We start from the raw sequence: 13132 nt of genomic DNA, 5'->3' as shown, positions 1-13132 counted from the left end.
ATTCGAGGTTGTCCTAGTACCATTTTACAAATCTATTTAGAAAAATCAAATTGTTCATTCTAAGAAATGAATAATTTTTTTATTAGATATGATTTGAGCGATTTATAGAACATAAATAGAAAATATCCATAGGTAAGGTTAAACAAGAAAATTATTGAATTAAATTTTAGAATTGACTTATAATTAAGACAGGAAATGAAGATAAATGCCAGTGTTATAAAAAATGCTAATAGGGAGTTTGGAGGATTGGGATGACAAGAGTAGATCAAGTATTGCAACAAGTAGACTACGACTACTTCGTAGTAAAAGAAGATGGCAAAATGATTACTCAAAGCACCGCAAGTGGAGCGATTCAGAACGGACTGGAGATGTTAGATGTTAAAGCAGGACAGCATGTGATGGAGATTGGGACAGGCTCAGGATTTAGTGGGGCACTTCTGGCTACGTTAGTAGGTGCAACTGGTTCGGTTGTGTCCATTGACATTGAACCTCATTTAACGAGTCGAGCAAGAGAGTTGTGCGAGAACAAGGAACTCAATCATATCTTCCATGCAACCCGCGATGGTCGAAAAGGGTTTGAATCTGGAAAGCCATACGACCGAATTATAGCCTGGACAACCCCGGAAAGCTTTCCTGTTGCTTGGAGTGATCAGTTACAAGAAGGGGGACTTATCGTCATACCATTTCAAGTTCTGCCAATCGCTCGCTGTATCGTTACAGTCTGTCTGCGAAAAGTAAATGGAGTTTTGCAAGGAGAATCCGTTTCAGATGAAGGGTATATTATGATGTCCACAGAGCCGATGCAAGATTTAACAGCAGGGTATCAGATGCAAGCAGAATTGATTAAAGAGGGAGAGGAAGCAATCTGGGCAAGCTCTATGTGGATGAAGAGTAATCCAGATAAAGAGTGGTTAGACAAATTCGCTGTGACACAATCGGAATCATCAACTTTTGAAGAAACAGGCGAAGAGATTCGTCCGTACCTCCTAGGAATAAATCCCGAAGGACTTACGAGTGCTTTTCACCCTGAAACGGGCTACTGGATTGGTTATAGCAGTCTGACTGGATTTGCCCTTGTCTCCGGACGCGAGCCTAAAAAGTGGCTTATAACGGATCAATCACATGCTGATGTACTTTGTAGCTGGTGGGATGAATGGAAGAAGCTAGACAAGCCTAGTTTTGAGCAATTACAGCCTGTGCTAGTAGGAGACCGGGTTGAAGTGAGATTGAAGGGAGGTGAGTAAAGTATGGAATATCAAGCTCCAGAATTGATTGAGATCGGTTCTTTTGAAGACATGACATTGGGTTCAAAGAACACGGATACGGCGGATGAAAATTCACATCGTTGGTAGAAAAGAGCAAGGGGGACGCTGTTCGATTTGAGAGGTCAGCAGCGTCTCTCTTTTATTAGGAGGAACCCGATTGTTTCTTGGACATTATGAAGGATGTTCGCTATCTTTTGAAGTGATGCAAACTCCGTACCTGCATCTCGAAGAAAACGGGACTGAATGTTACTTCATTGGTGAAATTTTATCAGATCCAGATGAGATTGACTATGCCTTTCACCAGTTTATAAAGGAACGTCAACCAGAGCATATCCTGTTTCTTCGTGGAAACTATCAAACGATTATTCGTATATCGGATGAGTTATGGATGTTCTCTGATTTGGCGAATGTAAGACCCCTTTATCATGCGAAGCAAGGAAGCTCATACCTTTTCTCTTCTCATCTTACACCGATTCAAAAGCAAGTACAATCTACTTGTAATGTGTCATGGTTTCAGCGTTCGCTATCCGTTAACGGGTTTTGTATAGAAGAGGAAACACCCTATCAGCATATAAAGAGAGTGCCATCCGGATTTGGACTTTTGGTAAGTCCGCAAGGGGAGAGAATGGTACAAGCGTGGAATGTGGATCAAGAAGCCCCACTGTCTTGGGAACAAGCACAGAGAGATTTAAGAGAGGAATTAACAGCTTCCGTACGGTTACGTTGTCATGGAAAGAGAGTGACGAGTGATCTAAGTGGTGGGCTTGATTCGTCTACGATTACGTGGATCGCTTCTAGAGAACAGCCTATTAAATCGCTGACGATTATTGGAAAAGAAGAAGACGAAGATGGAAAAATAGCCAGAGAAGTCGCAGAAGTACAGAAAAACATTCAACATTTTATCTGGCAACAGGATGATATTCCGCTCATTTATTCCCATATGGATCAGATTCGTACAGATATTCCCATTCCTTTTCTCTGGTCAGCCAATAAAGTAAGGAAGAAAATGAGATGGGCAAGCGAAAATCATTCTGAAATTCATTTTAGCGGAGAAGGTGGAGACACCGTTTTAGGGGCTGATTTTACTTATCTCGTTGATTTAATTCGTCAGGGGAAGTGGAAAACATTTTACTCCCACGTATATGGATGGGCTACACAGAAAAAGGAGTCTCCATTTCTTTGGATCTCGGGAGCACTTTGCAAAGCGTTTCATCTTCCTTTTCAACCGAGACAAAGAAACCCGCTCTCTACTGTAAATAATCTAGCAGATTGGTTCAAATTTAGTCCAATGGTCCGTGATGTGCGATTTTCACGATATCAGGGAGTTAATAAAACGATGTACGGTATCCAGTATCTCGGGTATGTTTCGCAGGGATTAAAGGACTTGGCTAACCAAGAGCAAGTACATTTATGTGTGCCCTATCTGGATCATAACGTGATTCGGGTTTGTATGCGTACCCCATCAGAGCTAAAAATGAATCCATATGAACTAAAACCTCTGTTAAAGAGAGCTTTCCAAGATGAATTGCCATCTTCTCTCTTAAATCGCAATACAAAAGGGGATTATACGTCTGATGTTTACTATGGAATGAATCAGCAGTTCTCGTGGTTTCAAGAGTATTTTCGAGAAATGGCTTTATCTGAAATGGGACTAGTTGATCTTTCGGCATTTCAACAGAGTCTGCATCGATTATCACTCGGAGTGCCAGTGAAGCTTCCAGAGTTTCATCATACGCTTTCACTCGAACTGTGGCTTCGTCAAAACTTTAGATAGCATGAAAGGAGCAACGAGAATGAAGCTTACTGTACCCGACCATGTACAGATATCTGAAGTGGATGGTAAGTATGTTCTATTAGATTGTCGAAGTAACTTTTTTTACACGGTGAGCCGATCTGGAGCTGGGTTTATCGAACAAGTTCGACAACATGGTGATATGAGAAAGGCAATTGAGAAGATTAGTATGAACCACGTAGTTTCGTTTGAACGAGTAGAAGGTGAGATGACTTCTTTCGTAGATCATCTCATTCAGAAGGGATTGTTAATCAAAACATGACACGCGCTTGGCTTTCACTTTTATTCGCTTCTTTTTTGATCAAAACGCAGAGCTTAGAGAGGTTAAAACCGTTTCTCATTCAACGCAAAATGTCTTGTAAGGAAGCATGGTCGCTTGAAGAGGCAGAACAAGCATTTCTACAAATTGAACAAGCAAAGCGTTTTTTTATTTCTCGAACAGCTTGTCTGGAACAGTCTCTCGCCCTTTTTCTATTTGCTACATCACAAGGGAAATCGATTGATTGGTGTGTCGGGATTCGGCTCGCTCCGTTTGCTTCCCATGCATGGGTGGAGGCAGAAGGGATCACAGTTCGAGAGTTAGAGAGTGTCCAAAAGTATAGGAAGATTGTAGAGATTTAGAAGTAGACTCTCTTAATCCCGGTTATGTAACGTTGGTGATACTGGTTGCCCTAATCAAGTGGGTGACCTTTCGTTGTATATTGATCAAAATCAAAGGAGCATAATGAATGATATCGAAACGCCTATACTCCCTCATTTTAGAGCAAAAGAAGGCTATAGTAAGTTCCAGTTTGTTTCTCTTGCTCTCTATCGGAAGCACTTTGCTTTTCCCATATCTAACAAAAGTGTTGATTGATCAAGCGATTCCCGAAAGGAATCTCTCTCTTTTTATATGGCTCGTAGTGGGTGTTGTATTACTCCCCACTAGTGGATCACTCTTTCAAGCAATTGGTTCAAATATTCGGCGAAGGATAGGGGCTTATGTGACCGATCAATTGAGAATTCGTCTACAGGAGAAGATAGTAAAGCTACCGGCCAGTATCTACAATCAATTTAAATCAGGGGACATTTCAGGGAGGATGTATTCGTGTGGCGAGATAGGGGACTTGTACATCAATGCTTGTGTGGGACCAGCATTTTTTCAATCTGTCATTTTTATCGCTACTATTGGATTTATGTTTGTTTTGGAATGGAAGATGGCTCTTCTCTCTTTGATTATGGTTCCCTTTTTATTCACCGTTTCGAAGCGTCTATCTGTAAAAGTAAATGTTCTATCTGTAAAAGTAAATGTTCTATCTGGACAAGTTATGTCTATGCAACGGGATATGCAGGCTGATACGACTGAACTGGTAATGGGATTGAAAACAGTTCAGTCTATGCGTCAGGAAGAGAGGGAGATAGAGAAGCATAGGGACTGGGTACAGAAGTATCGCAAGGTAAGAGATCATGTTTTTTATCTAGGGAATGTGGGAGAATTTATAGTGAATAGCCAGAAGTATGTAGGGCTGGGGATTTTATTGTCCTATGGTACGTATCTCATTTTTCAAGGGAATCTTACGATTGGGACGTTACTAGCTTTTACGATTTACTATCCACAACTCTTTGGAAACCTAGAGCAGATCCAGTTTGCGGTTATTAAAACGCAGGAAATCATGCCAAAGATGCAATTGATTGATGAAATACTAGATTATGAAGAGATGGATTTATACTCAGGAAAGCCAGTTAACGAGGTGAAAGGGGATATTGTGCTGGAGCAAGTATCCTTTTCTTATGAGAAGGATCGCGGGAAATTGAACAAAATGGATATGAAGATCGAGTCAGGGCAATTTATCGGCATCGTAGGTCTGTCGGGTGGTGGGAAATAAACCATTTTGGATTTGATTATGCGATTCTATCAACCTGATAGTGGACGAATCTACTTGGATGGAGAAGATATCTCTGGGCTTAGATTGAGTGATTATAGGCAGCATATTGGATATGTGGGGCAAGATGTCTTTCTGTGGAACCAATCGATTAAAGAGAATTTGCTGTATGGAAATCCGAGGGCTACAAATGATCAATTAATAGAAGTGTGTAGAAAAGCCCAACTTCTTTCGTTTATTGAGTCGCTACCAGACAAATGGGATACGATTATCGGCGAGCGTGGTGTGCGCATTTCGGGAGGAGAGAAACAACGGATTGGGATTGCTAGGGCATTGCTACAAAATCCGATGATTCTGTTAATGGACGAGCCAACTTCTGCTTTGGATGTACAGACGGAACAACTTTTAAGCCAATGTTTGCTCGAATTTTTTCATGGGAGGACGGTAATGGTAGTGGCTCATCGACTATCGACCATTCAGGATGCGGATTATATCTTTGTGATAAATGAAGGTAGCATTTCAGAAAAAGGAACATACGATGAATTTAATAAAGCGAAAGGGATTTATTATGGATTGGTTCTCGATCAGCAGTTAAAGGATGGTCTGTAATTTGGGCCAATTGGAATTCATCGCTCAGCCACTGTTTTAGCCCCGTAAGGACAAGATTTTTACCGAATAGATGGGCATTTATGTAACGAGATATCTGTGCACTAAACAAGGTGGGCTAAAATATATTGAAAACGGGAGCAGATTTTGTCAGGAGGTGAGTAATATGTCTTATCCCAATATACCAAATGTAAGCCCTAATATTACGGTGACTCGAGACGATGCAATTAATTTACTTTTATCTTCGATTGCTCTAGAAGAATTAGGATTGAGTCATATTATAAATGCAGAAGGAGAGAAATTGCAGTACGTGCTCGGAACACTTCCAGGTATTTCGTCAGCGCTAAACCCCTCACTTACGGATCTTTTGGTGATCAATGAAAGTGTTCGGGATACGATTAACGTGATAGCTAAGAAAGAATGGATCTTGAACGAGAAGTTAGAAAATGTCTTAGAGAATGTAGGTGGTTCCCTGAATGTAGGACCACCAGGACCACCAGGACCACCAGGCGCACTAGGTCCACAGGGTCCTGCGGGTCCCCAAGGTTTTGTGGGTCCACAAGGTCCGCAAGGTCCAATAGGTCCACAGGGACCACAAGGTCCGCAAGGTCCACAAGGTCCACAAGGTAACACTGGCCCTACTGGTGCTATATCTACAGCTTTTGCGAATGGACTTAGTGGTATTATAGATTATCCCCAAAATGTGAATACTCCCATTATCTGGACTACTGCTAATTCTGTTGGAGTTGGAGTTGCGATCGCAACTAATACTGCCCCCATTACGCTAGATGCTGGACATAGTTATTTAGTTTCGGCTTCGATGGCTGGGCGTGCCGTCGGTGGGAACGATGATTTTGGATTCTTTGAATTGTATCTAGGTGGAACCCTCATCCCTACTGCACAGTCCATTATGTATAGTAGTGGCCAAAATGCGGATGGTGCTCTTCAGGTAACAATTCCTGTTGTTGGTGCTCCTGCTGCTCTTACTGCACAAGTAAATCTTACCGATCCTGTGGGGTCATCGGGTCCTATTGCTGTAGAGGGTGCTTTGGCAAGTATTACAGTATTGCAAATAAGTTAAGGAATCATGATATTTCAGAAAACCGCTTCGTAAAGAAGGGGTTTTCATTTTTTATTCCATCAGAAGGAGTTTATCGTACATAGATAGAATAAAACAAAATGTAAAAATATTTAAAATATATCCATTAGGGAGGAATTATGTTGAAGAAGGCGATCCGCAATACAGCCATGGGGTTAGTGCTTTCGATCCCGTTGGTTTTTACAACTGCATTTGCTTCGGCAGTGCCTGTACAAGGCAAGGGGCATGCCAAGCCTCGTGTGTCGGAGGAGCGAATTTATCGTGATATTGCTTGGATGGCAAGTAAAGATGATGCTCGTATGGCGGGAACTCCAGGTGAACATCAAGCGGCGAAGGTGATCGCACAACGCTTTAAAAAATTAGGATTTGATGTAAAGATGCAAAGATTTCCGTTTACCCGCTTTGAGAGTCATGGGGCGGCACTAACGATCAGCCAACCGGAGAATAAATCGTTTGAGACGGCTCCTTTAACCTATTCTCCGAGTACACCGGCTCAAGGGCTTAGTGCAGATTTAGTCTATGCTGGGTTGGGTGCGGAGAGTGATTTTGCTTCTGTGGATGTAAAAGGAAAGATTGCCCTGATCAAGCGAGGAACTCTCACTTTTTACGATAAAACGCAAAATGCGGCGAAAGCAGGAGCGATTGGGGTTGTTATCTTTAATAACGTTGCGGGTAAGTTAGGTGGAACGCTCGGACAGCAGACCAATATCCCTGCGATCGGTATTACGGATACAGATGGGGCTCTTTTGACCAATTTGTTAAGCAGTGGAAAAAAAGTAACAACAACGATGAAAGCAGACACGGAGGTTATCAATACGTACTCCCAAAATGTGATCGGTACGTATAAAGCGAAAAATGCACGAAAAGCGAAGACACTTGTGGTGGGCGCACACTATGACGGTGTAGACTCAGCGGCAGCTAATGATAATGCTTCTGGAACGGCTACGATGTTAGAAGTGGCACGTCTTGCTTCCCAAAAGAAGCTTGATATGAATGTGCGATTTATTGCATTTGGAGCAGAAGAAGCGGGATTGGTTGGATCGGAGTTTTATGCGAAATCGTTAAAACCAGAAGAAGCTGCGAATATTTCGGGCATGGTCAACATGGACATGGTTGGAGTTGGCGATCAGGTGAGTGTCATGACTGCCTCTGCGGATGCGCAGTCCTTTGTGGCAGATTTGGCAGTCGAGAAAGCAGAAGAGTTACAAATTACACCGGGTAGAGGGTTCTCCACACGAAGCGATCATGCTTCGTTTGAACCACTGGGCATTCCTGTCGCCTTCTTAAATGTAGGTGAAGATCCAAACTACCACAGCGACCAAGATACTTTAGATAAAATCCAAAAGCCGAATCTGAAAAATGTGGGAACGATTGTTACGAATCTAGTTCTCGATATCGCAGATAACAATTCGGGTGCACCAGCAGTAGCGAAGAGACAGACGCAACCTGTAAAAGAAATTCAAGTGAAACAGGCTCACCACGATCACGGGATTCACTTGGTAACGAAATAAGCTGAGATGGAAAGGCATCAGATTCTAGATGAGTCTGATGCTTTTTCTCTTGTGTAAAATATAAATTTTTATATATAAAATTAAGATAATTAATTGTTCCATGAATCATCTTTTGATACAATGGGTAATGAGAAAGGTAATACCTTTAGATGATTTACTACTTATGCTTGTGAGGTTGAGAAAAAGATGCAATTTGATATAGGAACAGAAGGTGGGCATCCATTTTTTTCGGAAGTTCGTCCGGGCCGTGGTTTTGAAGATATCGCGATGCAGATTAAGGAAGCGATTTTGCAAGGGCATCTAAAGGACGGGGATCGTCTGCCGAATGAAAGAGAACTCGGTAGCCTCTTTGGAGTGAGTCGTCCTACTGTGCGGGAAGCTATTCGTTCATTAGAAGCGATCGGAGTGGTAGAGGTACGTCGTGGGGTTTATGGCGGTATTTTTGTGGCGGAGCCTAAGCCAGATCATGTAGGGAAAGCACTCGCGGCATTGCTCCGTTTTCGGGGTGCTACGATTAGTGAATTAGTAGAGTTCAGGCAAACGTTTGAAGCGGAAACGGCATACTGGGCTGCACAACGAGCCACGACCCAACAGATAGAGCAATTGGTGACAATCGCAAACAAATTAATGGAAGTGGCACATTCCAGTCAGGTGCCGTGGGAGAAGTTTATTGAACTAGACTTGGCCTTCCACGAAGAAGTGGCTCAGGCTTCTCATAATCAGATTCGGGTTGCGATTATGCTAGCGATTCACGGTGTGCTACGTAAAACTTCTTTAATGCTAGAGAAGGTTGATGATGTGGCTTGGCGTGAACAGCAAGCATCAGACTTGATCGAGATTGCTGAGGCGATTCGCGAGAAGAAAGCTGAATTAGCACAAGAGCGGATGTCGAATCATATAGAGCGAAATATTAGCAAATTTGATTAATGAGCAAACGAGTAACGATGGGGTGAGGCATGTGAATGAAGGGTACATTGTTTGCAGATGTGAGGAAGTGACTGGTAAACAATTGGAAGACGCCTATCTCTTAGGAGCGATCACGTCTCGTCAGTTGAAGATGAAAACGAGAGCTACAATGGGAGCTTGTCAGGGAAGGGTATGTCGTCAGCTGGTTAATCTGTGGCTTAGTAAGAAAGATCAGTGTGCTGACAAAGGAGTCGAACCATTATCCTATCGAACTCCGATCCGACTTGTTACTTTTGGAGAATTGGCAGGTGAGGAATAAGTGAGAAAATCTCTTCGCATCAATCATCACCCTCTTTTGGGCGAGATGGATAAGAAAGTGATCTCATTTACTTATAATGGTGAGAAGTTACAAGGGTTAGAGGGGGAGCCGATTGCGGTTGCGCTACTGGCTAATCACATTCGGATTTTGCGTAGGCACGAGGAATCAGGATCGGCTCGAGGGCTTTATTGCGGGATTGGTCACTGTATGGAGTGTCGCGTTGAGCTACTTGGAAAAGGGCAAGTACGGGCATGTCTCACTCCTTTGAAAGAAGGAATGGAGATTCGAGAAGGAAGCAGACTTCCCAATGCGATTACGGGGAGGGTGGATTCATGAGCGAAGTACAGCAAACAGACCTGCTGATTGTGGGTGCGGGTCCGGCAGGATTGTCGGCAGCGGCTACGATTTCGGCGGATCGTGATTTCAGGGTTATGGTTATCGATGAATTCCCGGAACCCGGTGGGCGCTTGTTGGGGCAGTTCCATGAAGAGAGGAATCATTCGTGGTGGATTGGAAAAATAGTTGCCGCTGATCTCATCATACAAAACACCTTAGCAGGGGTTATGATTCAATGCGGCGTTTCGGTGTATGGGCTAGAGCTACTTCCTGATGGTTGGAGAGTGCTTACTTCCAAGGGAGACATTCGTACAAAATACTTACTACTCGCCACGGGTGCAGCTGAGGTTCCTATGCCGATCTCGGGGTGGACACTTCCGGGAGTGATGTCGATCGGGGCGGCTCAAGTGATGGCAAATGTTCATCAAGTAAAGCCGGGCGAGAGGGGATATATCGTAGGTGTAAATGTGTTGTCCCTCGCAATCGCAAAGGAGTTAGTCGTAGCCGGGATTGAGATAGAGGGGATTGCGTTACCACCCGATGATTTATTTGCGATGGAGGAAACGAATCCAGTTGCCGCGATCGAACTTTTAACCAGGCTGTCGGATGCGGCTCCTGCTCCGTGGATGCGCTGGGGTGGAAAGCTGGCACAGAAAATGAAGTTGAGTCGATTGATTGCCTCTTGTTTCCCAAAAAAGGGCGTCAAAGTGTGGGATCTTCCATTGCAATTGCGAACGGCACTTGTCTCTATTCAAGGAGTAGACCAAGTAGAATCGGTTATCGTGGCTGATGTAACCCGTAGTGGAGAAATCATAGAAGGAAGTCAGAGAGAGATAGAGGTTGATTTCGTTGCCATAGCAGGAGGATTGTATCCGTTAGCTGAGTTGGCGGCGTTGGCGGGTTGTCCTTTCCTCTATGTTTCGGAATTAGGCGGAAATATCCCGGTTCATAATGAACGATTGAAAACAACTTTACCGAATCTCTATGTAGCGGGAAATATAACGGGGGTAGAGGGAGCACAAGTAGCAATGGCTCAAGGACGTTTAGCGGCACACTCAATTTCGTATGATGCTGGTTGGTTTGCATGTGAAGAAGAGCCGAAGTTGCTAGATGCCATTGCCGAGGTAAAAGAGGTAAGGAGGTCTGCGATGATTCAATTTCATCCAGAGATTGATTCGGCTCGAAAGCGAATCTATGAGCTATTTGAACATTGGATGTAAGTTTCGGAAGGTGGTGAGCCTTAGATGACAACAGAGAGTGCGGATGTAGTGATTATTGGCGGTGGCATTATTGGGATGGCTACCGCTTACTATCTAGCTAAGCTTGGTTCGGATGTAGTGGTTGTGGAAAAAGGGGAGATCGCGGGAGGAACTTCCTCCAAATGTGATGGCAATATACTAGCAATTGATAAGGAACCAGGTTTTGATAGTCAGATGTCGCTAGAGTCACAAAAGCTGGTATCTCAATTGGTGATGGAGTTAGATGAGGAGTTTGAATATCGAGCGCCCGGTAGTATTTTGGTTTGTGAGTCAGATGAAGAGATGGAAGCCGCAGAAATGTGGGTAAATCGGCAAAAAGAAGTAGGATTACCCTTTCGAATGCTAGATCGAGGCGAGATTCGAAGTGAATGGAAGTACATGGCGGACGATATCCACGGTGGATTAGAGTGTGCTACGGATTCCACGGTAAACCCTGTGTTACTTACGTATTCCATGGCGGTAACGGCTGAGCGTTTGGGTGCTAGATTGAAAACGCATACATGGGTGACTGGAATTCGATTGGACCCATCCGGAGCTGTGGAAGGGGTGGAGACGTCAAGCGGATTGATTCGGACGAAGCATGTTGTGAATGCGGCAGGTGTTTGGTCCAAGCCCATTGCCCAGATGGTCGGGATTGAGATTCCGGTGGAGCCGCGAAAAGGGCATATTTTAGTCTCTTCTCGAACGGAGAGTATCGGGACGAGAAAAGTGATGGAATTTAGTTATCTGATGAGCAAGTTTGGCAAGGAGAGAAAAGTAGATCAGCTAACGGAACAGTATGGCGTTGCGCTGGTATTTGAACCGACTGCCTCACAAAATTTTCTAATCGGAAGTAGTCGTGAATTTGTGGGATTTGATATGAAGATTAATGTAGACGTGATTCGCTGTATCGCAAGACGGGCGATTCGATTTTTTCCTGTGATGAAGGATATCCCTGTGTTGCGGAGCTACTGTGGGCTTCGGCCGTGGACTCCTGACCATTTGCCGATTGTGTCCCGGGTGGAAGAGGTTCCTGGATTTTATATCGCTGCTGGCCATGAAGGGGATGGGATTAGTCTCGCTGCGATTACTGGAAAAGTGATGAGTGAATGTATTACGGGTCAAGAGACAACGATTTCAATCGAACCACTACACTATAATCGATTTAAAAAGGAAGCTGGGAAAAGATGAGGATTTCAAAACTAATTTCGACGATTGATACACATACGGGTGGTAATCCAACTCGTACGGTTACAAGCGGTGCACCTAAATTATTAGGAAACACGATGACCGAGAAAATGGTCTATATGGAAGAGCATCATGATGATTTTCGGCGTCTTCTCATGTATGAACCACGCGGACACGGCGTGATGTCAGGATGTATTTTAACGGAGCCTTGCGATCCTACCGCGGATGTGGGCGTGGTGTTTATTGAAACGGGTGGCTATCTACCGATGTGCGGACATGACACGATTGGTTTATGTACGGCGTTGGTGGAAGCAGGAATCTTTCCAGCTGATCAAACCACATTGCGCCTAGATACACCAGCAGGTCTAGTAGAAGCAAAGCTTTCGATTGAAGATGGAAAGGTGAAGCGGGTTACGTTTACGAATATCCCTTCTTTCTTATACAAGCGAGAGGTAAATGTGACAGTGGACGGTTTAGGAGAAGTAACGTGCGATATTGCGTACGGTGGCAATTTCTATGCTCTAGTGGATGCACAGAAAGTTGGATTGGAACTCACGACCGAACATGCGGCTGAAATTGTCCAGAAGGCGATTCGGATTCGGGATGCGATAAATGAACAAATCGAGGTCGTTCATCCTGAGATTCCCGTGATTCGTGGGCTTACACATGTGGAGTTTTACGCTGAGCCGGTATCTTCGGAAGCCGATTGTCGGAATACAGTTGTGATTCCGCCGGGTGGAATTGATCGTTCACCATGTGGAACGGGAACTTCTGCGAAGGTAGCAACGTTATTTGCCAAAGGGGAATTAGCGCTTCATCAAGAGTTTGTACATGAAAGCATCGTGGGTTCTCTTTTCTATGCGGAGGTGCTGGATGAAACTACAGTAGGCGATCTCCCTGCGGTGATTCCGCAAATTTCGGGTTCTGCATGGGTGACTGGTTTTCATCAGTTTGTGATTGATCCGAGTGATCCGCTTTTGGATGGCTTTTTGATTCTTTGATGTTGAGAG

Annotated in this window: 15 protein-coding genes; all 15 read left to right on the top strand. The window is 44.0% G+C overall.

The annotated features are described in order from the left end of the window. Nucleotides 1-251 precede the first annotated feature (251 nt). The 15 genes from J2Z48_RS11470 (at nucleotide 252) to J2Z48_RS11400 (ending at nucleotide 13123) form a co-directional block, all read left to right on the top strand. Nucleotides 252-1244: a protein-L-isoaspartate O-methyltransferase family protein gene (locus J2Z48_RS11470; protein ID WP_307253660.1), complete on the top strand. Its 993-nt coding sequence runs from the start codon at nucleotides 252-254 to the stop codon at nucleotides 1242-1244. A gap of 3 nt (nucleotides 1245-1247) precedes the next feature. Further along, nucleotides 1248-1352, top strand: coding sequence for a lasso RiPP family leader peptide-containing protein (locus J2Z48_RS11465; RefSeq protein WP_307253659.1), 105 nt, complete (start codon nucleotides 1248-1250; stop codon nucleotides 1350-1352). A 70-nt stretch (nucleotides 1353-1422) separates the two neighbouring features. Then, entirely contained in the window at nucleotides 1423-3039 is a 1617-nt protein-coding gene (locus J2Z48_RS11460) for an asparagine synthase-related protein (protein ID WP_307253657.1), read from the top strand. Nucleotides 3040-3058: 19 nt separating this feature from the next. Beyond that, nucleotides 3059-3319 carry a PqqD family protein gene (locus tag J2Z48_RS11455; protein ID WP_307253655.1) on the top strand — a complete coding sequence of 87 codons (261 nt, stop codon included), beginning with the start codon at nucleotides 3059-3061 and terminating at the stop codon, nucleotides 3317-3319. Beyond that, nucleotides 3316-3678, top strand: coding sequence for a lasso peptide biosynthesis B2 protein (locus J2Z48_RS11450; protein WP_307253653.1), 363 nt, complete (start codon nucleotides 3316-3318; stop codon nucleotides 3676-3678). Before J2Z48_RS11455 ends, J2Z48_RS11450 begins: the two co-directional genes overlap by 4 nt. 107 nt (nucleotides 3679-3785) lie before the next feature. Then, nucleotides 3786-4922 (top strand): ABC transporter transmembrane domain-containing protein, encoded by a 1137-nt coding sequence (locus tag J2Z48_RS11445; protein WP_307253652.1) that lies wholly within the window; start codon nucleotides 3786-3788, stop codon nucleotides 4920-4922. Nucleotides 4923-4928: 6 nt separating this feature from the next. Continuing rightward, nucleotides 4929-5528: an ABC transporter ATP-binding protein gene (locus J2Z48_RS11440; protein WP_307253650.1), complete on the top strand. Its 600-nt coding sequence runs from the start codon at nucleotides 4929-4931 to the stop codon at nucleotides 5526-5528. A gap of 163 nt (nucleotides 5529-5691) precedes the next feature. After that, on the top strand, nucleotides 5692-6606 hold the full coding sequence (locus J2Z48_RS11435) for an alpha-helical endospore appendage domain-containing protein (protein WP_307253649.1): 915 nt from the start codon (nucleotides 5692-5694) through the stop codon (nucleotides 6604-6606). Nucleotides 6607-6746: 140 nt separating this feature from the next. Continuing rightward, nucleotides 6747-8135, top strand: a complete 1389-nt coding sequence (locus J2Z48_RS11430) for a M28 family peptidase (RefSeq protein WP_307253647.1) — start codon at nucleotides 6747-6749, stop codon at nucleotides 8133-8135. A gap of 186 nt (nucleotides 8136-8321) precedes the next feature. Then, nucleotides 8322-9062, top strand: coding sequence for a FadR/GntR family transcriptional regulator (locus J2Z48_RS11425; protein ID WP_307253645.1), 741 nt, complete (start codon nucleotides 8322-8324; stop codon nucleotides 9060-9062). 31 nt (nucleotides 9063-9093) lie between these two features. Then, entirely contained in the window at nucleotides 9094-9360 is a 267-nt protein-coding gene (locus J2Z48_RS11420) for a (2Fe-2S)-binding protein (RefSeq protein ID WP_307253644.1), read from the top strand. Next, on the top strand, nucleotides 9361-9696 hold the full coding sequence (locus tag J2Z48_RS11415) for a (2Fe-2S)-binding protein (protein ID WP_370872925.1): 336 nt from the start codon (nucleotides 9361-9363) through the stop codon (nucleotides 9694-9696). Next, on the top strand, nucleotides 9693-10916 hold the full coding sequence (locus tag J2Z48_RS11410) for an NAD(P)/FAD-dependent oxidoreductase (protein ID WP_307253642.1): 1224 nt from the start codon (nucleotides 9693-9695) through the stop codon (nucleotides 10914-10916). The genes J2Z48_RS11415 and J2Z48_RS11410 overlap by 4 nt, the downstream gene beginning before the upstream one ends. 24 nt (nucleotides 10917-10940) lie before the next feature. Then, on the top strand, nucleotides 10941-12125 hold the full coding sequence (locus J2Z48_RS11405) for an NAD(P)/FAD-dependent oxidoreductase (RefSeq protein ID WP_307253641.1): 1185 nt from the start codon (nucleotides 10941-10943) through the stop codon (nucleotides 12123-12125). Next, on the top strand, nucleotides 12122-13123 hold the full coding sequence (locus tag J2Z48_RS11400; RefSeq protein WP_307253639.1) for a proline racemase family protein: 1002 nt from the start codon (nucleotides 12122-12124) through the stop codon (nucleotides 13121-13123). The genes J2Z48_RS11405 and J2Z48_RS11400 overlap by 4 nt, the downstream gene beginning before the upstream one ends. Nucleotides 13124-13132 lie beyond the last annotated feature (9 nt).

The sequence above is a fragment of the Croceifilum oryzae genome, from assembly GCF_030814315.1.
Lineage (GTDB): Bacteria > Bacillota > Bacilli > Thermoactinomycetales > Thermoactinomycetaceae > Baia > Baia oryzae.
Note: the sequence above shows the minus strand (reverse complement) of the source record. Positions and strands in the feature narration are given on the sequence as shown.